This is a genomic window from Novosphingobium kalidii (assembly GCF_040534015.1).
Classification (GTDB): domain Bacteria; phylum Pseudomonadota; class Alphaproteobacteria; order Sphingomonadales; family Sphingomonadaceae; genus Novosphingobium; species Novosphingobium kalidii.
Window position 1 is genome coordinate 41,543 of the sequence record NZ_JBEWLY010000013.1, and the last position, 21,639, is coordinate 63,181.

Below are 21,639 nucleotides of genomic sequence, written 5' to 3' on the forward strand. Positions count from 1 at the left end.
CTGGCGCCGATGAACCGATGGACGGGGATTGCAGCCGCTTGCGCCGCTGCGCTGATGGTGGCTGGGGGGCTGGCCGTGCAGCGGGAGGCTGTGATTGCGGCCTCGGTGGAGCGACTTGAGAGGCAGGCGGCAGCTTTGCGCGCTGAAGTGCGCCCGCCTCGGCGTACCCTGCGCATCGACAAGGATGCTTCGCCGCGGACACTGCTGGCCGATGCGCTGTTCCTTGCACGACAGGGCGGCGACGCTCGCGATCCACATCGTCGTGCGGAACTGCTGGCCGCCGACGAGGCTGTTGGAGCGGTCATCGCTCGACGACCGCAGTGGGGAGAGGCCTGGGTGGTTCGCTCTCTTGTTCGCACCGAGCTAGGGGGAGCGAACGACCCCCAGGCCACCGCCGCGCTTGAGAAGAGCTACGCACTCGCGCCCTTTCTTCGCGACGCAGCAGAGTGGCGCATTTCCCGTGCGTTTGCAGCTTGGAGCTACCTGGACCCGTACGCCCGTCAACGAGTGATCAATGAAGCTGTGATCTATGCGCAGCTCAACGGTGCGGCACGCATCCGGACGTTTGAACTTGCGCGCGGGACTGCCGCTTACGTTCCGCTATCCGTTGCCTGGCATGCGCGGACGCAGCGCTGATCGGCCGTGTAGGCGCAGCCCGCGGCCCCAGAGTAGCCCCGTCAGGAACATCGCAAGGAAGATAGAAGCGGGCACATCCAAGGCGATGTCTACAAGTGCGCAGACCAAAATCTGCATGGACATCGCAAAGACGCCCACAAAGACAATCGACATGCGACCGGACCAGATCAGCGGGAGGACATCACGGGCAATTCTCAATCCGGCAAGGAACATCAATGCCAGATATGGAAGGCCGCCCTCCAGGGCGAGCTGGAGGACGATATTGTGCGCAGAGTTCACGTACCACAAGGTCTTGCCGAGCACGGGATTATCGAGGCTGGCGGCGTTTAGAGCCGGGAAGGAGCCGGGCCCATAGCCCTGGATCGGGGCCTCCAAGACAAGAGAAACATAGTGCTGCCACATCAGCGAGCGCACTGCCACTTCCGTGCCGATCGCCTCGAAGCGGGTGAGAAGCAACTCGGACGACGTCAGCCCGATCGCGCAGGCCAGCGCCGCGAACACCAGGCCGAATCGGTACGTCTTGCGCCCTCTTCCCCTCGCCGTTCGAGTCGTGAGGAAAAGGGTGAGCACTCCGAGAGCCATCACCGCAACGATAGGAAACCGGGCAGCAGTCAGGAAAGCCGCGACCAGAGCTATGCCCGCGATCGCAAAGCCCGCCAGTGCCACAGCCATATCCTTGCTGCGATTGCCCTGCTGCAGCCGGTTGGCGCTCATCATCAAGGCAAGGATAATGGTTCCGCAGGCGACAGCCGCCGTTACGTTCACATTCCCGATCAGCCCGGCAAAACGTCCTTGGCGGCTAATCGCCCAGAACGCGGAGGATCGGGAGGGCTGGTCCAGAAAATGCAGGATGAGGCCGGCGAGCAGACTCATCCCGATGAAGAACGTCACCAGTTCTAATGCCTTCCGGCTTCGTACGCGCTTCATGCCGAGAATGCTGCCACAAACGAGCGCCGCAAAGCTGCCGAGCCAAGAGAGCAGAGATGTCGCAGCGAAATCGGGAGCCAGCGGCATCGGCGTGTCGGATACAGTCACTCCTAGAGCTCCGATACACACCCACGCGAATGCAAGCACTGCGGGGACAAGCACGGGCTTGCGCTCTCGCCAGAACTGCTCCTCTGGCCGCTCCGCCAACAGCAGAGTCAGCAGCATTCCGCCGCCGAGAATGGCGACCACGGCTTGGCCGGTGGCACTGTTGAGGCCGTTGAACGCCAGTCCGACGGTCACTGTCAGAGCGCACAGGAAGGGTAGCGCGCCTCGAAGAACATGGGAGAAGGAAGGTCTTTGCAGCCGCACGGAGGGAGCCGTGGCGATGCCCGAAGTGGGGACGCCACTCACGGGCGTGTAGCTATGGATGTTCGCATCGGTCTTGGATGCAGCAGGTTTGCCATAGAGCCAGCCAAATCCTTCGAAACCAATGTAAACGCATCCCAGTACGTTCTTGTCGCCCTCCAGCACTTTGGCGCAGTCGAGTCTACCACGAGTTGCGCGCGCTGCAGGTTCAAGATCGATCGGCCTTGCCTCCCCGGAGCGGGCATTAGACCGCTTTCGAGCGGTCTTCCGTGATGCGAGGAACTCGGCTGGCAACGCAGCCGCCGCAAAGGCCTCGATGATGTGAACGAGGCGGCTGAGCCCTAAGCGGCCGCTCCAGCGCTATACTCAGCAGAGTGCCTATGGTAGGCGAACGCGTCTTCAGCAGCCAGAGAGCTCGCCGGCGTTCAGGCTTCGATGTTCCTCATACTTTGGCTCATCCGGATCATACCGCAAAGCAGCTGCAACCGCATTATGTGGCTCTTGAACACGTTGGAGGTGAGACCTGCATGTTGATCGTCGTAGGCATTAAAGCACTCAACGAAGAAGATCACATAGCCCGGACAATCGAAAGCGCGTTGGCCGCTCTCGATCCGTTCACCGGGAAGGTGGTTTTAGCAGACAGTGGTTCCGTTGACCGGACGGTCGAGATCGCGCGCCGCTATCCAATAGAGATCGTGCAACTCGCCAACACGGACGAGAGGTGCTGCGGCGCTGGGGCTCAGCTTGCCTATCAGTCCGCAATGGACGCCGACTTTTTCTACCTGCTCGATGGCGATATGGTGCTCGATGCAGAGTTCTTGAAGGTTGCAGTGGCGCGGTTGCAGGCAGATCCACAAGTCGCAGGGATCAGCGGCGTTGTCGTGGAATGTAACCTGGTCAGCCAGCAATACCGGATCAGTCAGCAAAATACGAAGCACGAAGAGGCGAATGTCGATCGTCTCGACGGCGGCGGGTTATATCGAGTCGCCGCAGTCGCCAGCGTGAACTACTTTGCAGATCGTAATCTGCATGCGTTTGAGGAATTCGAGCTTGGGGCCAGGCTCACTTCCAAAGGTTGGCGGCTTCTGCGGATCGGCCAACCCGCAGTCTATCATTACGGGCACCTCACCGGCGGCTACCGTCTGCTGTGGCGGCGCCTGCGGAGCGGGTATTCCGGTGGTGCGGGCGAAGTGCTGCGCGCCGCGCTCGGCCAGCCGCACTTCAAAGCGGTGCTTCTGCGTCTACGGCACCTTCATGTCGGCGCCGTGGTGATTGTCTGGTGGATGATGCTGGCGGGCGCGGCTGCATCCGCCGCGTGGCCGTTGCTGGCTGTGATTATCGCCGCGCCTTGGGCCGGTCTTGCTCTTCGGAGAGGCTCGGCCGCTCTTGGCCTCTATTCTCTCGCGTCTTGGAACGTTGCGACGCTAGGCCTAATCGGCGGCCTTCTTCAGCGCCGCACCCCCCCAACCGAGCCACTTTCACACAAACGGCTTAAAAGCTTGGCCACGGGCACGCAAACTCAGACCGGTATTCGCTGATCGTTCGCCATTCCCCAGCATCGCCCCGCGGCGTGTGAGTTTAACGCAGATGCTCCAAGAGGCCCTCGTGCTCGTCTGCACCGCTATCTGCTGAGGCAAGGCTGCGGCGGCGCGACAGCGTACGTCTCGTTGAGCGGGACTCTCGAGCGACGCTGATTCGCACAATCAGAGCGATCGCCAGAAGCATAAACACGTTCATCAGCATGTCGCGATCAAACATGCTTGTTTCCGTGCCGTTGTGCCCGGCTCCGAAGAAAAGAATGGCCATGGGCAGCGCGCCCTCGCTCGCATCCTCCCGAGGGAGCCGCAACAGGCGCTGCACTGGCCATATCAGCACAGCGAATACAACAAGGGCCACGCCGACCGGCCCTATCGTGATCAGCAGATCGATGTAGCCCGAGTGGCCTGTAGCTACTCGAGTCACCCAGTTCGCTGCGTATCGGAAAATCGGGCTGTCTGCAGTGAACCAGAACGAACCGAATCCTGCGCCCCAGTAGTTACTATCGGCTGCGTACCGGAGCAATGTCGTCCAGATCGCCATGCGACCAGTGAAGGCGGTAGGATCGCTGAAATAGGTGCTGAGAGTGTCGCTCCGCCAATCGAATATCGCTAAAAAGACGACCGCTGCGGTGAACAGGGTGAACAGGAGTACTACAGCGACCGACCGATAGCGAGAGGGGAAGGCGCGATACAGCCAGCCAATAAAGACCGAACCGACCAGCATGATGCCGGAAGTCTTCGACTGGGTGAAGAACAGGAACACGCACGCCGCAACTATGGTAGGCCATCTGATCCAGAGCGGCATTTTCCCGCCGCCAAATAGGAAGAACAGGACGGTCAGCGCGCAGACGGCGCCCATGATGTTCTTGTTCATGATGATGCCGCGCCAGTCGCCGACTAGCTTCATGTCCACTTCCTCGTCGGACTGGTGGATGCCAAACTCGGGGAAGGCGTACACGGCGACGACGCTGGCGATGAGTGTAGCAATCAGCATTGCACGAACCAGCAGGACTGTCTGCTCATACGGTATGTAGCGGACGGCAAGGAAGACCGACCACATGACCGCAACGGTCAGGACAAGTCGCCGCGCACCAACTGCGACGTCGACGGACCACAGCAGGGAGAGCGCACACCAGGCCAGCGCAAGGACAATCGGCCAAGGGATCACAAGAAGGCGCGCGGGGTCGCTGATGGGCCTGACTGCTGCCATGAGCAGCACCAGTGTCACTAGGTAGACCAGCTGTCGCAGCACAGAGCCTTCGCCAGCCTCGCTGGTTCCACTGAAGGTCAGCGCTGGCGTTAGCAGCACCATGACAAAGAAGGCGACGAAACTGAACACCAGAAGTTGGTTGCGGAAGGGCAAACGCCTGTCGACCTTTGTGTCAGGGCTCGTTTGCCATGGCATCGCTTTGTTCATCTACGGTTTCCAACCTGCTGCGACTTCGTACCTGTCGGCTCGACGGGGGAATGTGGATGGCGGCTGCCGCCACAGACCATCAACTTCGATGACCCGGAACTTTGCAGTGCCGTTGTATGTGAGCCAATCCACCCGCAATCCTTTGCGGTATCGGGCACCCGCAGTAAGGTAGATCTCCGCACCCGAGCGAGGCCACTAAGCGCTCCCTCGTTCGCAGTGCAACCCGCGAAAGCCGCGGGTACATCCCTCCACCGCTCAGGAGCCAAGCAACTGCGTGAGCCGTTGCTGGCGGACGGGCGGGAGGAAACACCAGCGCCAATTGGCCACCGACGTCTGATCACCCACCCGATCGGCGGTCTTGGCTGCAGGGATCCAGTACGTGCGGAGCGACTCAGGCGTTTCATGGTGAACTTGCCCCCTCGTTCGCGAACAAGCCCGCGAAAGGTACGCCTAGGTCAAGTTGAGTGCGCACCACGATCACGCTCGCTATGATGAGGGCGAACAGCAGCGCCGCAGCGGCGTCTTGCCTTCGAAAGGTGGTGTCGGTGAGATGCTGCCCCACTGCAATTCCGAGATATAGCGTAAGCTCGCCCGCGAGCACGGCGAGTACCACACCTCCTACACCATAGAATGCGTATCCCGACGGCATTGCCACTGCCAGCACGACCAAGCGGGCGACGTTCGCGTAGCTGTTGAAAGCAGGGCGGCCAATGCCAAGCAGCTTGGCCTCGTTCAGGTTGGACAGCACGGAAACGAAGGCACTTACGAGCAAAACCGCCAGCATCCAGCCAGCCGCCGCGTAACGAGGATCATAGAGCAAGCGCACCAGCCAGTCGCTCCAAGCTGACGCGGCGCCCAGACCCGCCGCTGCGAGCAGAACGAACTTCCAGCGAGTTGCCCTTAGCTCGTCCAACTGCCGCGGTTCTCGGCCTTCGCTCTGAGCAGCCATGAAGGGGAAGACAATCTGATAGCTCAGGCGCCGCGCAACCCGAGGCGGCAGATCGGCTAATCCTTTGGCTATGCCGAAGACGCCCAATATTTCGAGAGAAGCCACTCGTCCCAGATAAAGGCGATCGAGATTGGTGGAGGCATACATGAGGAGGGAAGAGACCATGATCCACTTGCCGAACGACAGGATCTGGCGCAGTGCTTCACGATCAAGGAGAAGCCGATGGGGCGGATGCGGCAGCCGATAGCTGAGCAGAGTGCGGCCCAGCATGGAGACGAGTAAGGCTGCTATCTGCGCCCAAACGGTTGGCCAGATTGCGGCAACCAGTACAGCGACCGCGACGTTAATGCCTTCCACCTTCAACTCGAAGACGTTGCGCCTGCGAACCTCAAGCCCCTTCGCCAGCGCGAATATGGCGGTGGAGGCGCAGCCAATGATCAGCGGCGTAAAGCTGACCGCTACGAGAACGGCAAGCTCTATCCTGAAGAAGTCAGCCAGCCAGGGAGCCGTGGCGAGGAACAGGGCCGTCAGGAGTATACCGCGCAGGATCTGGACTGTCCAAGCGGTGTTGAAAAAGCGTTCGTCGAGGCCGCGCGGATTCTGCACGATGTTCTGTTCGACACCTACGTCCGTCAGCAGCTCCACTCCGAGGCGGACGCTGTGAGCGATGACGATAACGCCGAAGATCTCGGGCGCAAGCAATCGCGCCAGGATGAGATTGGAGCCAAAGCGCAGGCCGTATGACAGCCCGATCAGGCCGCCCGTCGTGAGCGCCTTCGACAGGAGCGAACTCTGGCTCATCGTCTAGAATGTTGCCGTCATCGCTTGTCGCAGCAGGGCGACGCAATTGCTCCAGTCGTAATCCTCTCGAACTTTTTGCGCAGCTTCGATGGCTTGGCTGCGCAGTCGGGCAGGCTCTATGTTCGACAGAAACGCAGTGGCTTCCTCCACTGGCGCTTCCTCGGAAACCAACTTGCCCGCGTAAGTCTCGATCATATCGCGAGCGCCCGCCAGTTCCATGCATACAGGGAACACGCCGCAAGCCAGCGCCTCCAGTACGATGAGCGGGTAGGAGTCGATCCGCGAGAGGTGCACGAGCACGTCCGAGGCGCGCAGCAGCCGCAACTGCTCGGCCTCCGGGACATGGCCGAGGATCTGGATATGATCCTTAAGTCCGTGCTGGGCAATGCGCGCCTCCAGTTCCGCCATGGTGGCGCGGTTGGCGCCGCCGGTGATGCGAGCGAAGAAGGGCGTGCCGCGATCACGCAGTGCGGCACATAGGTCGACGAAAAGGAAAGTGCCTTTTCCTGCCGAAAGCCGCCCCGAGTGGATAAGCTGGATTGCCTCACCTTTGCTCCCCGGATCCAACTCTGCCCAAAGTGGTGTCGGAAGGAACGTGCGGATGTAAGACCGCGGAACGCCAGGAGGTAAAGCGATCTCCAGCTCTTGTGTGGACGAGATCAAGGCGAGCCGTGAGGCGCGGCCCAGAATCAGTTTGCTGATCTGGCGCAGCATCGGGTGCGACTGGGACCGCCAGTTGGACCCCAGATGTGGCGTCACCATGACTCGGTGCCCCATCAGTCGCGCAAGCAAGACATACGCGAGGTCGGGTAGGTTCACGTATTGAACCCAGACGCCCCCGGCCTTACCACCGTGCCTGCGTACGAGGCGGAGCGCGCGCAGAAGGAAGGCAGGCAGGCGCCACACCGGAAGGAACGCGCTGTCGGCCGCCACCAAGTCCAACTCAATATCGGAAGGCGTCGCTGCAAGAGCCTCGCGCGAGCGCTGGCAGAAAGCTACGACACCGCCGTGATGCGCGACGGTGCCCCCGATTACCAGCACTCGCATCCGTTCTTCGCCTCCCGTCATCCAATCCGGATAGATGATTGTCGACCCGATAGCATCCCTGCCGATACCACACATCGGATAGTCGTGCAGCGTGCTCTACGCGGCCACGGAAAGCTGCGGGGTGAGCAGGCAGTCAGCGGACAACAAATTGTGTCCAACAGACATGAGGCATGATCTGTTTTGATAAGGTTTGGTGCGGAGAGCCGTCGGTTCGCTATCTCAAGCCCAGTGTTGTCGGTATATGGCATTTCTGCGAACGTCGATGAAAGGAAGCCGCGGCTGATCTTTGCCGCTTTGCGCCAGGAGAGCGATGGCGATTCGCGCTTTCGATTCGGCTGCGCCCTCCCGCCAGGAGATCCTTCGCTGCTCAACGCGCGAACGGCTTCGCCCGAGGAGCGCCAGTCAAACAGCGTGTTGCTCATGCAGACTGACGAATTCCGGAGGGCAAGATTCCGTAGTCCTTGAACACTTACCCATCCCACAGTTCGCAGACGACCTGGCTTTAGCGGCGAAGCTACCCGATCCCGACCGGACTATCAAAATAAAAGTTTTGCCGCTTTGGTATTGTGCATCGAAAAACCGTCCGGCTGTTTATGCCTCGTGATGAACAATTTTCATATTGTAATTATCACGTTGGTGGCGGCTATCATGAAAATAGCAGTGCGGCGCAAGGCATTTTCCCAGTTATGTAGGCAAGAAATCTATGTTTCTATGAAAATCATCAGCTCTCCACCTTGGGCGAGGGTGTAGATGAAAACGGTGCGTTAACCTTAAGTCACAAGTAAAAATAGGCAGTGATCTGCGATTCTGACTTCATCAGGAGGTCGGAATGACATCACGATTCAAGGGTTTGGCAGTGCTTTTAGCGGGTTGTGGCTTTGTGACGGGCGGACCAGCGATGGCAGCAGCAGCGGCGGGGAACGCCTTCATCCCGCTGGGCGAAATAGCTGATGCTCCCAGCGGCTTCGTGGAGATGTGCGAGCGCGATAGCGCTCTGTGCTTCGCCGGCATCGAACAAGCGCCGTTACGTGTGGAAGAGGAATTCGGCGCCCAAGATCTCATCTCCGACGAACTCGTCGCTGCAGAACCTTCGCAAGAGGCATTCTCAAATGCGCAGTGCCTGCTCTTGTCCAGATTGTCCTCTTATGTTGCGTCGTGGGCGCCGGGGAATACTGGCAGCCCCGTACGCGCCGGCTTGAGCGATCCTGTTCCAGGTGCCGCGCGGAGAGGATGCGGCGAGTCTGGGCTCTCTGTTCAATCTGCTGTGATCTCCTCAGCCGCCTTTGTTCGCCCGGTCGCCCCTTATCAGAAGACATGGCTCTCGCGGCAGTCAGTTGCCGGAGAGCAGCCCGCAGCGGACCGACAGCCGCTCAGCCGAAAGCTGCGTACGTCAAGCCAAGCTGGCGGCACCATGGCGCTTCTCAAGAAGGTCAACAGCCGAGTGAACCGGCACGTGCGGCAAGTCTCCGACTACGACGTGCTCGGTACCGATGAGCGCTGGGATCGTCCCGGGAGTGGCCGCGAGGCGGTCGGCGACTGCGAAGACCTGGCTATCGAAAAGCGCATGCAGCTGGTTGAAGCGGGATTCGCGCCGAACGCGCTGTTCTACAGCACTGTCTACAAGCACGGATTTGGTCTGCATGCCGTGCTGATCGCTCGGACCGAACAGGGCGACGTGGTGCTCGACAGCCTCTCACCTCACATCATCCCCTGGAACAAAGCGAAGTATAGCTGGCTACGCGTGCAGTCGACAGAAGATCCAACTGTCTGGCGTCGGATAGGCGCACCCGTGGCTGTACCCGTTCTCGCAGCGGAGGCTAGTCACTCGGCTGCAGGCATCTCCTGATCGGGCGCACTCCTTCATTGGGCGGCTTCACCGCGCAAGCTGGCGGTAGAGCAGGGCGAACTTGCGGGCGCAGGCATCGATGGAAAAGCGCTCCTCAAACAACTTGAGAGCCGCTGCGCCCATCGCGAGCCTGCAAGCCTGATCCTCGATCAGCTCGGCCAGGCAAGTGGCAAGCCCATCGACATCGCCGGGCTCGACCAGCAGGCCGGTGACCCCGTCTTCGATCTGCCGCGGAATGGCGCCGATGCGCGTTGCCACCACCGGAAGTGCACGTGCCATCGCTTCCAGAATGGCGACGGGCTGATTTTCCGCACGCGAGGGTAGGACAAATATGTCAGCGTCCCGAAGGACCTGGTCCACGGCGGGCTGGTCCACCCAGCCGAGGAAATGCACGCGATCGGCGATCCCGACCTTACGGGCATGCGCACGCGCTGCTTCGACGTCACCATTGCCTCCGATCGTCACCCGGAATTGCAGGCCCCGTGCAGCCAGTGCGCCGAGAGCGTCGATCAGCACATCGGTGCCCTTGCGATGTCCGACGACGCCGAAGAAGGCGATATGCGCCGGCCGCTCTCGTGGTCTGGGCTGAAGATCGTCCGCAGCGGGAACTCCATTCGCGATCTCCGTGACCTGGGCTGCAGGAACGCCCAGATCCTCGCGAACGAAATCCGCCCATTGCTCGCTCAGCGCCACAACATGGTCTGCGTTCTGGAAGAAGCGCTGCACCATGCGAGCCTGAGTAGGGCGCAGGGAGCGGAAGTACTCGTCGTAAGCGCTCCCGTGTAGATGGATGAGCACAGGCCGCTTCAGGGCGCGAGCGGCCTGTGCATAGACCATCTTTCGCCACGTCGAGCCTCTGGGCGCCACGTTGATGTGTACCACATCAATTGGGCAAGCTAGCGTGAACCTCACGAACTTCGCGAGAGAAACAGGAACGCTCAGGTGTTTCAGCATCGAAGTCCCGGCCAGGCGAGTAGCCATCGGATACGTGCTGATGTCAGGATCCGTCGCAGCGAGACTGCGCACGAGATAGCCGATGATGCGGCCCATCCCCCCTTGCGATTCCTGTCCTTCCGACAGCAACATGGCGACGTTGATCGCTCGCGGGCGCGATGCGCCCGTCCCCGCACCGGGGGCTTGCGTGTGCGCCTTGCCAAAGCCCGAGGGCCCCGTCTTCCGGCGCCAACTGTCCGTTGGGGGCGCCACGCTTACCTCACGATGCGTACTGAACTTCGGCAACGAAAGCTCACGGCGACGTGTGGCATGAGCCGCGAGGCAACAGAAACGGTAGGTGGGCCAGCGCGCCTCATCCTGCGCCTCCGATAAACTGTGCGAGATGGTCCCTCAACCGAATAAGCTGAGGACTCGCGACGATGGGTGGCGGCGGTTGTAATCGCGCGTGCAGGAGTTCGGCGAGTTCTTCATCGGTGTTCGCCACGTAGATCCCGGGGTGTTGTCCAAGAGCTGCGGTGGTGGCTAGCTGGTGATCGCTACGATGTTCGTTCAGCGCTGCCCGGCGGGGGTAGAGAATGACCGGTTTACCATGTTTGCGCGCCATAAGGATGGTGCCGATCCCTGCGTGCGACACAAGAACCGCTGCATCTCGGACGAGCTGCGAGAAGCGTGCGGGCTCAAGCCTGGCCCTCCACTCCATGTTTTGCGGCTCATAGGCCCCACTGCCGGTTTGAGCGAATACGGGTTGATCTAGGGATGGCGCAAGTGAGTCGACCGCTTTGATCAAGCGGTCAAATGGCAGCTGGGTGCCTACCGTCAGAAAAATCACAGCAACGATCCTGCGTATTCGCCGGGACGGGCAAGGTGCTCCCACTGCGTGAGCCAAAGCGTCGAGAAGCGACGCGCCAGCCTGCCACTCATGGACGGGGTTTCCGAGTTCGCCATGCTATCGAGCCATATGGTGCGTGCCCCAAGCAGCCTCCCAACAATCAGGCACACGAGGCCTGGGAGGGCGCCAGTCGATATGACTACGTCCGGCCGCACCTCCCTCATCATGGCGAAAGCCTGCCCCACGCAACGCAAGCAGTCCAGCGGCTGGTCGCGATTGGCGTCCTTCAGGACCCGAAAGTTGTTGAGCCCCTCATGAGCGGCCAAGTCCGGATCGGTCGTCGCGAACAGCACATCGAATTGCTCGAGCGTAGAGCGCAAGAGCATCATCTGTTCCCAGTGGCCGCCGCCGGACGCAACCGCCAGGACTCTGGGTCGGCTTGGACTAGATCCTCTCATGATCCAAGACCTAGACTGATAACTGCCGTGAGCGAAGTCAAATGTTGGGTCTGAAGTGTCCCATTCCGAGTCCCGTTACTCGTCGGGCCTCTCGACAGGCGAAAATAGGCCCTCGAATCGCTTGAGGTCAGAGAGGCGAGCGCCGAATGTGCGGTCGCCTAATTCAGTGCAACGGGCGCCGTTTTCATCGCGATCTCACGACCGGCGACAGGCGGGGGCGTCGTGCCGAGGACCCAACGCTCAGCCACAACCGGCGTTTCGGCGAGGCCGGGCCGGTCATGCTCTTCTTTCGCGATGCTCTGATCCAACACGCGCCGCTCGGTCGAAACTGGGCTTGCGCCTGCCTCAAGTGCCAACGATGCGACGGTCGGCTCGATCGGCAGGGCTCCCGTGGCGGAGTTCTCACCAGCATAAGCGCTACGAAAAGCGACCTGCGTTCCGGCCGTGCCGGTCCAGCGATAGAAGATGTGGGCACCCACCACGGCAGTCTTCAGCAGCGTCGGGGCCCAGTAAGGCAGGACGTAGTTCGCGTGGTAGTGAGTCGACAAGCCGACCGGCGCATAGACTCGGCCGCTCAGAGCTTCGGCTGCCAGTGCCTGCGCTCGGAGCCAACTGCTCTGGCGTGGCTTACGCAGGAGCGAACCGTCGCAAGTGAAAGAGAACTGGCAGCCAGTCTGCCGTTCAGAGCCCTGGTACACCACGCCGCACACCGAGTTGGGATAGGCGGTGTGCCGGACTCGGTTGAGAATCACTTGGGCGACGGCACGCCCGCCGTCGATGCTCTCGTTACCCGCTTCGTAGTAGATGGCCGTGGTCATGCACTGGAGCGCTTGAGCGAAGTCTCCGGAACCTCCAGATACGATCAGCGGAGAGGACGAGGGGTTAGCCACGGTCGCAACCGCAATGGCGGAGTTGGCGGCCACTGCGTCCTCTACCGAGAGCGGCTTGAGCACGGCGGGATCCGAGGTGATCAACTCGGCTACGCGCTCTGGAGAGACATCGGCTGGCGGCTGGTGCGCTTCGGCCTGGGCGAAGTCCTGCGAATCGCCTTGGCTTGCGGCGAGGGCCGCATAGATGGCGGTGGAGGCGATCGCGAGCAGCACGAATCCCACGGCGCCCATAGCCCGGCGCCTGATGGAACGAATCTGCGGCTGATAGTCGGATGCGTAAGTGAGCTCCACGCCTGACTTTTCTCCATCTCAACTGAAGGCGCGCGGTAGCACTGAACCTGACGCCGATAAAGCAGTGCTATGTTGCGTTGCGGCATGCTGTGCCGAGAAGTCCATGAATGGAACAGAAACTGGGAAAGGGAACAGAAGCTGTCGCGGACGTTTGGCGAGCCTGCCACGACTGTTCGTCGACTGCGGTTCACCCGTGTTTGAGTGGTGCCCAACCATGGAAGGCGATCGAGAAGTGCATGCGACATAATGCCACATAGCTCTCGTTACCCCCAATGAGCGTCTGATCGCCGTCGCGCGTGGCGTCGCCTTTTGGGTCAATGCGCAGGTTCATGGTGGCTTTCCTGCCGCAGTGGCACACTGCCTTCAACTCGACGAGTTGGTCCGCGATGCCCAGGAGCGCTGCGGAGCCGGCAAATAATTCGCCGCGAAAGTCCGTGCGCAAGCCGAAGCACAGCACGGGGATGTGGGCGAAGTCGGCAAGGCGGGCGCATTGCCAGACTTGCTCGGGAGTGAGGAACTGCGCCTCATCGATGAGGATGCATGAAAGGGGGGTGGCGGCGTGGCGCGTCGTCGCTGCCGCCCACAGATCTGTCGCGGCGTCGAAACGGTGCGCGTCGGCGCCCAGGCCGATTCGGCTCTCGATGGCATGATGCTCGCCACGCGCGTCGACCGCCGCCGTCCACAGCATTGTCGCCATCCCGCGCTCGCGGTAGTTGAAATCGGCCTGAAGCAGGCTGGTCGATTTGCCCGCGTTCATGCTCGCATAGTAGAAGTAAAGCTTGGCCATCAGAGCGAAAGGTGGCGACCGGTCAGCCTTGGCCGCGCAGATCAGTCAGCTTGCGCTCCCAGGCGAGTGCATGGCTCACGATCGTTTCGAGATCGGCGTACTTGGGAATCCAGGGCAGCGTTGCCTTGATGCGACTGTTGTCCGAGATGAGCGAATCAGGATCACCAGCGCGGCGGCCCTGAAGGCGCCGATCGATGGTGCGGTTCGTCACGCGATCAACGGCGTCGAGAACCTCCAGCACGGAGAAGCCGCGCCCGTAGCCGCAGTTCATTGTCAGCGAGCGCGCCGGCTCAGCGATCAGAGCTTCCAGCGCGAGGACGTGCGCTTCGGCCAGGTCGGATACGTGGATGTAATCGCGCACGCCCGTGCCGTCCGGCGTATCGAAGTCGGTGCCGAACACGCCAACATGCTCGCGCTTGCCCAGCGCCGCCTCGACGGCAACCTTAATGAGGTGCGTGGCGCCCGCCGTTGACTGCCCGGTACGCGTCTGGGGATCTGCGCCGGCCACGTTGAAGTAGCGCAGCGCGCAATAGTTGATCGGGTGGGCGCGGGCCGTGTCCGCGAGCATGAACTCGGTCATCAGTTTGGACATGCCGTAGGGGTTGATCGGCGCTTTCGGGCTGTCCTCTGTTACCGGTGAGACTTCGGGGATGCCGTAAGTCGCTGCGGTGGAGCTGAAGATGAAATGGCTCACCCGCGCCTCTACCGCGGCCGCGATCAATGCGCGGGTCTTGGCCGTGTTGTTGTGATAGTACTTCAGCGGGTTTTCGACAGACTCCGGCACGATGATCGAGCCGGCAAAGTGCATGATTGCACCCACCTTCTGTTCCGCGAAGATCCGCGCCAGCAGCGCCGTATCTTCGATGTCACCTTCGTAGAGAGTAACACCGTCGGGGATGGCAAAGCGGAACCCGGTGGTGAGATTGTCGATCACGCAGACGGGCCACCCACGATCGACCAGAGCCCAGACGGCGTGGCTGCCGATGTAGCCGGCACCGCCGGTCACGAGAACGGGAGGTCTTTCCATGGCTTCGATCCGCTTCGTCTTGCCGCCGTGCCCTATGCGCCCGGCGCGCCGCTTATGTTGCGGCACCGCGCGAATGGCAACAGCGCGTGGAGGTCGACTTCAGGCCAGGAGCATCTTCATGCCGGAGAAGCCGAGCATGGCGGCAAGTGTTAGGCGCACCCAGGTCTCGCTCACCCGGCCCGCGGCCAGAGATCCCGCGATCACCCCGGGGACCGAGCCGATCAGGAGCATGCCCAGCAGTGACCAGTCTACGTTGCCGAGCCACGAATGACCCACGGCCGCAATCAAAGCGAGAGGGATGGCATGGACGATGTCAGTGCCGACGAGCGACTTGGCGCTGAGCCTCAGCGGGTAAAGCAGCATCAGCACGAGCGCAACGAGCGCTCCGGCGCCAATCGAGGTGAGGGTGACGAGGCATCCCACGACGGCTCCCGCGACCACCGTCATGATCACTTGAACCGTTCCGACACGGGCGCCGAGTTTTCGGCGCAACAGAGTGACGGGCGAATGGATGATGTGCTTGATCGGCACGATGATGGCGGTGAGCACCAACATAGCGCCCAGCAGCTTCATCAGCAGCTTCGCGTCCAGGCTGCCGCCTTGTTCCGAGTTGAGGTAGAACAGCGTCACAATTGCCGCCGGCACGCTGCCCAGCGCGAGGCGGACGATGACTTTCCAGTCCGGCGAGCCGAAGCGTCGGTGGACGATGCCGCCCACTGACTTGGTAAGGGTTGCGAACCACAAGTCGGTGCCGATAGCCATAGCCGGCGCAAAGCCGAAACCGAGGACGAGGATCGGCGCCATCAGCGAGCCGCCGCCGACACCGGTCATTCCCACGAGGAAACCGACCAAGGCGCCCGCAAGGGAGTAGGCGAGCTCGGTCATGCGCTCGTGGCGTGTACCGTCCAGCGCGACCGCAGCAGGCCAACAAGGGCCTGCATGTCGGTGCCGGGAGTATCAGGAGTGAACAAAAGAGACCGGATAAAAATCTTCCATCGCGTCAGTATCGACCGGCGATGCGCCTTTGCGCGCTCCCCGACGACATTACCTTGCCGCCTGCACGCGTTGAGGCAAGTTCTTTCGCGAGAGTGAAGCTGCTATTCCGGCTATGTCAGCCGTGCCGACGGAGGAATTAAGCTTGTGCGAAATGTGCGATGATGCGCGCGTCCAGCGGTTCGCAAAAGCGCGCGCGATAGCGGCCCCCGCCATTGTTTTCCGCCGTGACGGTGAACGGCCCAACTGCCCCGATCCAGAGATCGAGCGGCCCTTCGATGGCGCAGTCGACGATATGGGGCTGGAATTCGCACTCAGCATCGCAAAGCGCTGAAATCGTGACGGGCATGCGCGCTCGCATGCCGATGCATTCACCGTAAATCGCCATCGATCTATCCTGCAGCCCCAGCGGAAGGGGCTCTCCCAACTTTTTCGGGTCGTTTGCAGATCAATGGGCAACACCCGCCTCTTGTCCTGCAACGCCTTCTTTAAACGCTGATTATGTAAGGACGGTTTCAGATCAAAGCAATTCTGATGAACTTTCATCGGGCGCCCGAGGCGGCTCGGCTTGCGGCGGTGCCGGCGGCGCGTCGCCCTGCAGGACAGTGACGAATTGTTCCCGCCAGAGCACAACGTCCTGATCTCTCACGGCCGCCAGAAGTGCCTGATGGCGGCGGCGGCGCTCTTCCAGTGGCATCTGCAAGGCGCGCTTGATCGCCTCGCTTACTTCTTCGGTGCTGTGCGGGTTCACCAGCAGGGCATCGGTAAGCTGGTGCGCCGCGCCAGCAAACTGGGACAGGATCAGAACGCCCGGATCCTCCGGATCCTGCGCGGCGACGTACTCCTTGGCGACCAGGTTCATCCCGTCGCGCAGCGGAGTGACTAGCGCGATGTTGGCCGCGCGGTAGAAGCCGGCGAGTTCCGAGCGGGGATAGCCCTGGTTGACATAGCGGATTGGCACCCAGGCGACGTCCGCATGGGCGCCGTTGATGTGACCGGTCTTTTGCTCCAGATCCTGGCGAATCTGCTGGTAGCTGGCCACATCCTCGCGTGAGGGCGGAGCGATTTGGAGCAGCACCACATCCTTGGCCATGCCCGGATTATCCGTAAGGAACCGTCCGAAGCTGTCGAATCTTTCCCCGAGACCCTTGGAGTAGTCCAGCCGGTCCACGCCGATCAGCATCTTGCGCCCGCGTACACTGCTCTTCAGGCGGTCATGCGCCTCAAGCGCCTCCTGGCTGCGTGCGCCCTCCGTAAACTCGTCGAAGTCGATGCCGATCGGGAAGGCGCGGGCGAGGATCTGGCGCCCCTCGTACTCGATCGCGCAATCATCCGTGACACGCAGGCCCATTTCCTTCTTCACGTAGTGAATGAAGCTGTCGAGCCACTCCTCCGTCTGGAAGCCGATCAGATCGTAATGCAGCATCGAAGCGACCAGCTGCTCATGATTGGGCAGCGAGACGAACAGCCGCGTTGGCGGCCAGGGAATGTGCAGGAACAGTCCCATCCGGTTCGTCACGCCCTTGTCGCGCAGCATCGCGCCCAGCGGAAGCAAGTGATAATCGTGCACCCAGACGAGGTCGTCAGGTTCGATCAGTGGCAGAAGACTGTCCGCGAACCGCTCGTTTACGCGCTCGTACCCCTCATCGAAGCTGCGGTCATACTCGGTGAGGTCGATGCGGTAGTGAAACAGCGGCCAAAGCGTGCGGTTGGCATAGCCGTTATAGTATTCGTCGATATCCTGAGGCTCGAGATCGATGGTGACCGTCGTCACATCGCAGTTGCGCTGCATATCGAGGTGACCGGTGAACGTCTCGATCTCCTTGCCCGACCATCCGAACCAGATGCCGCGATGTTCGCGTAGAGCCGAGGAAAGAGCAACGGCCAGTCCGCCCTGCGCGCCGGCAGCGCCCATCGCCTGCGGGACGGAAACCCGGTTCGAAACGACGATCAGCCTGCTCATTTCAGTCCCCTCATGTGCCGACGCCGCTGCTCATTTCTGCCCCGGCTGTCCGATCGAATGGCGTATCAGCCAAGGCAGAGATGCTAGCGCCAGTCACGCCACGACCGCGACAGAAGACCGGCGCAGTTGATGATACCGACTAGCGAATAGGTCTGAGGAAAGTTCCCCCATAGCTCGCCCGTTTCGAAGTCCATATCTTCAGACAAAAGGCCTGATTGGGTGCGATGCCCCAGCATGGCTTCGAACAGCGCGCGCGCTTCTTCATCGCGCCCGTCGAGATGCAGCGCCTCGATCAGCCAGAATGTGCAGATGTTGAACGCGGTCTCCGGCAGGCCGAAATCATCCTCGTTGGCATAGCGCAGCATGTGCTCGCCGCGGCGCAACGTGCGCTCCACGGCCTTGAGCGTTGCCTGAAACCGCGGGTCATCGGCAGCAACGTAGCGCAGTTCGACCAGTTGCAGCAGGCTGGCGTCGAGTTCATGGCCGCCGAAGCTGGCGGCATAGTGGCCTCCCTCTTTGTGCCAGGCGCCTTCTTCGATATTCGCGCGCACAATAGCGGCGCGCTCGCGCCAGACTTGCTCTCGGTCGCAAAGGCCCAGCACTTCGGCCGCGTTGGCGAGCCGGTCGCAGGCCGCCCAGTTCATCACTGCCGAATACGTGTGGACCGCAGTGCGCGTGCGCAGTTCCCACAAGCCCGCGTCAGGCTGATCGTGCAGTTTCCACGCCAGCTCACCGACCTTTTCCAGGCTGGTGAAGTCTTCCACGTTCCCCATCCGCAGCAGGCGCCGGTCGGAAAATGCCTGAATGTTGGGAATGATGATCTGGCCGTAGCAGTCGTGCTGCATCTGGTAGTACGCCGCGTTGCCGACGCGCACCGGGCCCATGCCGCGGTAGCCCGGCAAGGCCTCTGCCTCCCACTCGATGACCTCCCTGGCGCCGCTGACCGAATACAGCGGCTGGATCACGCCCGACGTCGAATCGTCCACGATGTTGCGCAGGTACGCGAGGTACTTTTCCAGCACGTCGAGCGCGCCGAGTTGGTTGAGGGCCTGCACGGTGTAGTAGGCATCGCGAATCCAGCAGTAGCGATAGTCCCAGTTCCTTTGCGAATCGGGTGCCTCGGGGATCGAGGTGGTTAGTGCCGCCACGATGGCGCCGGTCTCCTCGTGCTGGCACAGCTTGAGAGTGATTGCGGCGCGAATCACCGCTTCCTGCCAGTCGAGCGGGGTGGCGAGGCCACGCACCCAGTGCTGCCAGTAGCCCTCGGTCATCCGCAGCATGGCGTCGAGCTCATGGCCGATGTCGCCGACGAAGGGCTCGTCGGGACCGAGGAAAAAGGCGAGTTGCCGTTCGACGCGGAAGGCGCGCTCGTCGAGGATGTAGCCGACGGGCGCATTGGTGGTGAGCCGCAGCGCATGGCGATCGTTGAGATAACGGATGTGGTTCGTGCCGTGCGTGATCGGCGCCGTCAGCGAGCCATAGCCGCTCATCGGCTTGAGCGTGATCTTCAGGCGGGGGGAGCCGCACACCGGCCGCACGATACGCGCGAAGGCGACCGGGCGGTACATGCGGCCCGACCGTTCGAACCTCGGGCAGAAGTCGAACACGTCGACTTTGCCGCCGGCGTCGTCTTCGAGCCGGGTGCGAAGGATCGGAGTGTTGCGGATGTACTCCTGGGTGACGGAAACCTGATTTTCCAGGCTGAACCGCCATGTGCCGAGGTCCTGCCCATCCTCGCCCCGGAGCAGCGCGCAGAATGCGGGGTCCCCGTCCACGCGCGGAACGCAGCCCCAGATCAGCGCCCCGCGCCGGTCGATAAGGCCAGCCACCTGACAATTGCCGATCGGCCACAGTTCAAGCGACGTGGTCGGCGCGGTCGTGCTCAAACCGCGTTCTCCAGCCAGCGATGGACCGCGGCGACATCCTCAAGCCGATAGAGCGCGCGTGTCAAGCGCATCGGGCCCACGAGAACGCCGCTGCCGTCAAACACACGCACGGCGGCGAACGCGTCTTCGTCGGTCACGTCATCTCCAAGGAAAAGCGGGCGCGACCCCTTGAATGGCGACATGCTCATGAAGCGCGTCACGGCGCTTCCCTTGTCCGAACCGGGCATGGCCAGTTCCACCACCATCTTGCCGTGCTTGACCTTCAGGGCGTGCTCCGTGGCGAGGTCCGTCGCGAACTCCAGCAGTTGCTCGGCCACTTGCGGGCGATCCCGATAGTGCACGGCAGCACTGAAGGGTTTCGCCTCAAACACCAGGTCACCGTGCCCTTTCGCGAAAGAGGCGAGGGCGGTGCGTACCGCCTCGGGCAGCGGTTCAGCCAGCGCTTCGACTTCCGTTGCGCCTGCCGGACGGAACTCACCTCCGTGTGAGCCCGCCATCGCAAGCGGAACAGGCCCCAGGAAGGCGTCGAGCATGGCAAGGGAGCGTCCGCTCACTACCGCAAGCCGCCCTTCCAGGCGGTGCGACAAGTCCGTGAGGACTTGCGGAAGGTGAGGGGGGACAACGATACCCTGCGGATGCTCCGCGATCTCCACCAGTGTGCCGTCGAAGTCTAAAAAGACCGACAGTTCACTGGCCGTCTTCAGCGGCGATGGAGCGGGCAGGGCGGACGGATTTGCGGCGTCCGCAGGCGAGAGAGTGGGGGATGCGATCGTCATTGGCCTTTTAGTGGGACATTTCACACGCAGGGCGCAAGACCGCATCGCAGCGCCAGCCCTGAGGCCAGTCGAACGGATTCGGCGTGGGCGGGTTCCAGCGCGATTGAATTGCACCGCGCATGCGGCCATGCTCGGCGCTGATGGGGCCCTTTTATCTCACGCTCATGGCGGTGCTGTTGTCAGGTGTCGCCGCGCGGGACCAGGTGACCATCGCCGCGCTCACCCGCAGCCAGGGGCAGCGCTTCGGCGTCTTGGCCCTTAGCCTGACGGTTGGGGTGCTAACCTCTGCGGCCGCAGCCTACGCCGCGTCAGAGGTGCTGGCCATACTGCCGCCCCCCGCGCGGCCGATCCTCGCCGCGATCGCTGTGGGGCTGGCAGGGCTTGAGTCGCTTGTGCTTTCACCGCGCGAAAATCCACGTGAGCCGACGCACTCGCTCGGCGCTCTCGTGATCGTGCTTGTCGCTCACCAACTGATCGATGCCGCTCGCTTTACGCTGTTTGGCCTTGCGGTCGGTACGGGCGCTCCGCTGGCGGCCGGTTTGGGCGGAGCACTGGCAGCGTTGCTGCTGGCCGGCGCTGCCTGGATGTGGCCGCAAGCTTTCATAGCGACGGGCATTCGCGTCGCGCGGCGGGTGGTGGGAGCAGCGCTCCTATTTGCTGCGCTCATCATGTTCCTGGGATTTCGTGGAATACTCTGATCGCTATTTCAGCCGAACTGTGTCTGTCGGGGCGTGTTATTCCGGCATAATCCCATCCACCAATCGGAGGCACGCACAATGACCAGTAACGCCAAGGCCGCGCTGATCGACAGTCTCAACGGTCTGCTCGCTGACGCTTTTTCGCTCTACATCAAGACCAAGAACTTCCACTGGCACGTACGCGGCCCGCAGTTCCACGATCTGCACTTGCTGTTCGATACGCAAGCGACAGAGATCTTCGCGCTGACGGACCTCATTGCCGAGCGTGTGCGCAAGCAGGGCGGAGCCACGCTGACCAGCCCCGCCGCGATTGCCGCCAAGACGCAGATCAAGGCGCAGGACGACAACAGCATCGATGCCATGGCGATGGTCAAGGAACTTGCTCAAGACAACAACACCTTTATCGCCAAGCTCCGGGAAGTGAAGGCTGCTGCCGAGGAAGCCGGCGACAATGCCACCGACGGAATCGTCGACGACTGGACCGATCAGGCCGAGCAGCGTGCATGGTTTTTGCGGGAAATCATGGGCTGAAGATATTGGCGGCACCAGACAGCGGGAAG

The 21,639-nt window shown here is 61.8% G+C and carries 20 protein-coding genes; 5 read left to right on the top strand and 15 right to left on the bottom strand.

Annotation, left to right across the window (positions count from 1 at the left end; translation table 11 throughout):
• The first annotated feature begins 9 nt into the window (after nucleotides 1-9).
• Nucleotides 10-636, top strand: coding sequence for a hypothetical protein (locus tag ABVV53_RS06895; RefSeq protein WP_353983657.1), 627 nt, complete (start codon nucleotides 10-12; stop codon nucleotides 634-636).
• Here the strand turns inward: ABVV53_RS06895 and ABVV53_RS06900 are convergent.
• Complete coding sequence (locus ABVV53_RS06900; RefSeq protein ID WP_353983658.1) at nucleotides 601-2,094, bottom strand: O-antigen ligase family protein; 1,494 nt, start codon at nucleotides 2,092-2,094, stop codon at nucleotides 601-603. The genes ABVV53_RS06895 and ABVV53_RS06900 overlap by 36 nt on opposite strands.
• Nucleotides 2,095-2,456: 362 nt before the next feature.
• On the opposite strand from ABVV53_RS06900, the gene ABVV53_RS06905 reads away from it, so the two are divergent.
• Complete coding sequence (locus ABVV53_RS06905) at nucleotides 2,457-3,467, top strand: glycosyltransferase family 2 protein (RefSeq protein WP_353983659.1); 1,011 nt, start codon at nucleotides 2,457-2,459, stop codon at nucleotides 3,465-3,467.
• A gap of 40 nt (nucleotides 3,468-3,507) precedes the next feature.
• On the opposite strand, the gene ABVV53_RS06910 is transcribed toward ABVV53_RS06905, so the two are convergent.
• The 3 genes from ABVV53_RS06910 to ABVV53_RS06920 form a co-directional block, all read right to left on the bottom strand.
• A complete protein-coding gene (locus tag ABVV53_RS06910) occupies nucleotides 3,508-4,884 on the bottom strand; it encodes an O-antigen ligase family protein (protein ID WP_353983660.1) in 1,377 nt (458 codons plus the stop codon).
• 400 nt (nucleotides 4,885-5,284) lie between these two features.
• On the bottom strand, nucleotides 5,285-6,634 hold the full coding sequence (locus ABVV53_RS06915; protein ID WP_353983661.1) for an oligosaccharide flippase family protein: 1,350 nt from the start codon (nucleotides 6,632-6,634) through the stop codon (nucleotides 5,285-5,287).
• 3 nt (nucleotides 6,635-6,637) lie between these two features.
• Nucleotides 6,638-7,681 (bottom strand): glycosyltransferase family 4 protein, encoded by a 1,044-nt coding sequence (locus ABVV53_RS06920; protein ID WP_353983662.1) that lies wholly within the window; start codon nucleotides 7,679-7,681, stop codon nucleotides 6,638-6,640.
• A gap of 829 nt (nucleotides 7,682-8,510) precedes the next feature.
• Here ABVV53_RS06920 and ABVV53_RS06925 point away from each other — a divergent pair.
• Entirely contained in the window at nucleotides 8,511-9,527 is a 1,017-nt protein-coding gene (locus ABVV53_RS06925) for a transglutaminase-like cysteine peptidase (protein ID WP_353983663.1), read from the top strand.
• 27 nt (nucleotides 9,528-9,554) lie between these two features.
• Here ABVV53_RS06925 and ABVV53_RS06930 read toward each other — a convergent pair whose 3' ends face one another.
• From ABVV53_RS06930 to otsB, 11 genes are all read right to left on the bottom strand, one after another.
• A complete protein-coding gene (locus ABVV53_RS06930; protein ID WP_353983664.1) occupies nucleotides 9,555-10,733 on the bottom strand; it encodes a glycosyltransferase family 4 protein in 1,179 nt (392 codons plus the stop codon).
• A 100-nt stretch (nucleotides 10,734-10,833) separates the two neighbouring features.
• Nucleotides 10,834-11,310, bottom strand: coding sequence for a glycosyltransferase (locus ABVV53_RS06935; protein ID WP_353983665.1), 477 nt, complete (start codon nucleotides 11,308-11,310; stop codon nucleotides 10,834-10,836).
• Nucleotides 11,307-11,696, bottom strand: coding sequence for a glucuronosyltransferase (locus tag ABVV53_RS06940; RefSeq protein WP_353983666.1), 390 nt, complete (start codon nucleotides 11,694-11,696; stop codon nucleotides 11,307-11,309). Before ABVV53_RS06940 ends, ABVV53_RS06935 begins: the two co-directional genes overlap by 4 nt.
• Nucleotides 11,697-11,926: 230 nt before the next feature.
• Entirely contained in the window at nucleotides 11,927-12,889 is a 963-nt protein-coding gene (locus tag ABVV53_RS06945; protein WP_353983667.1) for a cell wall hydrolase, read from the bottom strand.
• A gap of 247 nt (nucleotides 12,890-13,136) precedes the next feature.
• Nucleotides 13,137-13,736 (bottom strand): thymidine kinase, encoded by a 600-nt coding sequence (locus tag ABVV53_RS06950; RefSeq protein WP_353983668.1) that lies wholly within the window; start codon nucleotides 13,734-13,736, stop codon nucleotides 13,137-13,139.
• A gap of 22 nt (nucleotides 13,737-13,758) precedes the next feature.
• Nucleotides 13,759-14,763, bottom strand: a complete 1,005-nt coding sequence (gene galE, locus ABVV53_RS06955) for a UDP-glucose 4-epimerase GalE (protein ID WP_353983669.1) — start codon at nucleotides 14,761-14,763, stop codon at nucleotides 13,759-13,761.
• Between the two features lie 99 nt (nucleotides 14,764-14,862).
• Complete coding sequence (locus ABVV53_RS06960) at nucleotides 14,863-15,648, bottom strand: sulfite exporter TauE/SafE family protein (RefSeq protein ID WP_353983670.1); 786 nt, start codon at nucleotides 15,646-15,648, stop codon at nucleotides 14,863-14,865.
• A gap of 247 nt (nucleotides 15,649-15,895) precedes the next feature.
• Nucleotides 15,896-16,144, bottom strand: a complete 249-nt coding sequence (locus ABVV53_RS06965; RefSeq protein ID WP_353983671.1) for a hypothetical protein — start codon at nucleotides 16,142-16,144, stop codon at nucleotides 15,896-15,898.
• A 132-nt stretch (nucleotides 16,145-16,276) separates the two neighbouring features.
• The gene (gene otsA, locus ABVV53_RS06970) at nucleotides 16,277-17,719 is read right to left on the bottom strand and encodes an alpha,alpha-trehalose-phosphate synthase (UDP-forming) (RefSeq protein WP_353983672.1); all 1,443 of its coding nucleotides are present in this window, start codon (nucleotides 17,717-17,719) and stop codon (nucleotides 16,277-16,279) included.
• Between the two features lie 83 nt (nucleotides 17,720-17,802).
• Complete coding sequence (locus ABVV53_RS06975) at nucleotides 17,803-19,605, bottom strand: glycoside hydrolase family 15 protein (protein ID WP_353983673.1); 1,803 nt, start codon at nucleotides 19,603-19,605, stop codon at nucleotides 17,803-17,805.
• On the bottom strand, nucleotides 19,602-20,381 hold the full coding sequence (gene otsB / locus ABVV53_RS06980; protein ID WP_353983674.1) for a trehalose-phosphatase: 780 nt from the start codon (nucleotides 20,379-20,381) through the stop codon (nucleotides 19,602-19,604). Before otsB ends, ABVV53_RS06975 begins: the two co-directional genes overlap by 4 nt.
• 140 nt (nucleotides 20,382-20,521) lie before the next feature.
• Here otsB and ABVV53_RS06985 point away from each other — a divergent pair, with 140 nt between their 5' ends.
• Both ABVV53_RS06985 and ABVV53_RS06990 read left to right on the top strand, forming a co-directional pair.
• On the top strand, nucleotides 20,522-21,079 hold the full coding sequence (locus ABVV53_RS06985) for a hypothetical protein (RefSeq protein WP_353983675.1): 558 nt from the start codon (nucleotides 20,522-20,524) through the stop codon (nucleotides 21,077-21,079).
• Nucleotides 21,080-21,157: 78 nt separating this feature from the next.
• Complete coding sequence (locus tag ABVV53_RS06990; protein ID WP_353983676.1) at nucleotides 21,158-21,610, top strand: Dps family protein; 453 nt, start codon at nucleotides 21,158-21,160, stop codon at nucleotides 21,608-21,610.
• The last annotated feature ends 29 nt before the right edge of the window (nucleotides 21,611-21,639 follow it).

Coding starts and splice junctions, on each gene's coding strand:
- ABVV53_RS06895 (WP_353983657.1), top strand. CDS start 10: ATGAACCGATGGACGGGGATTGCAGCCGCTTGCGCCGCTGCGCTGATG.
- ABVV53_RS06905 (WP_353983659.1), top strand. CDS start 2,457: ATGTTGATCGTCGTAGGCATTAAAGCACTCAACGAAGAAGATCACATA.
- ABVV53_RS06910 (WP_353983660.1), bottom strand. CDS start 4,884: ATGAACAAAGCGATGCCATGGCAAACGAGCCCTGACACAAAGGTCGAC.
- ABVV53_RS06915 (WP_353983661.1), bottom strand. CDS start 6,634: ATGAGCCAGAGTTCGCTCCTGTCGAAGGCGCTCACGACGGGCGGCCTG.
- ABVV53_RS06920 (WP_353983662.1), bottom strand. CDS start 7,681: ATGCGAGTGCTGGTAATCGGGGGCACCGTCGCGCATCACGGCGGTGTC.
- ABVV53_RS06925 (WP_353983663.1), top strand. CDS start 8,511: ATGACATCACGATTCAAGGGTTTGGCAGTGCTTTTAGCGGGTTGTGGC.
- ABVV53_RS06940 (WP_353983666.1), bottom strand. CDS start 11,696: ATGCTCTTGCGCTCTACGCTCGAGCAATTCGATGTGCTGTTCGCGACG.
- ABVV53_RS06945 (WP_353983667.1), bottom strand. CDS start 12,889: ATGGGCGCCGTGGGATTCGTGCTGCTCGCGATCGCCTCCACCGCCATC.
- ABVV53_RS06950 (WP_353983668.1), bottom strand. CDS start 13,736: ATGGCCAAGCTTTACTTCTACTATGCGAGCATGAACGCGGGCAAATCG.
- galE (WP_353983669.1), bottom strand. CDS start 14,763: ATGGAAAGACCTCCCGTTCTCGTGACCGGCGGTGCCGGCTACATCGGC.
- ABVV53_RS06960 (WP_353983670.1), bottom strand. CDS start 15,648: ATGACCGAGCTCGCCTACTCCCTTGCGGGCGCCTTGGTCGGTTTCCTC.
- ABVV53_RS06965 (WP_353983671.1), bottom strand. CDS start 16,144: ATGGCGATTTACGGTGAATGCATCGGCATGCGAGCGCGCATGCCCGTC.
- otsA (WP_353983672.1), bottom strand. CDS start 17,719: ATGAGCAGGCTGATCGTCGTTTCGAACCGGGTTTCCGTCCCGCAGGCG.
- otsB (WP_353983674.1), bottom strand. CDS start 20,381: ATGACGATCGCATCCCCCACTCTCTCGCCTGCGGACGCCGCAAATCCG.
- ABVV53_RS06985 (WP_353983675.1), top strand. CDS start 20,522: ATGGGGCCCTTTTATCTCACGCTCATGGCGGTGCTGTTGTCAGGTGTC.
- ABVV53_RS06990 (WP_353983676.1), top strand. CDS start 21,158: ATGACCAGTAACGCCAAGGCCGCGCTGATCGACAGTCTCAACGGTCTG.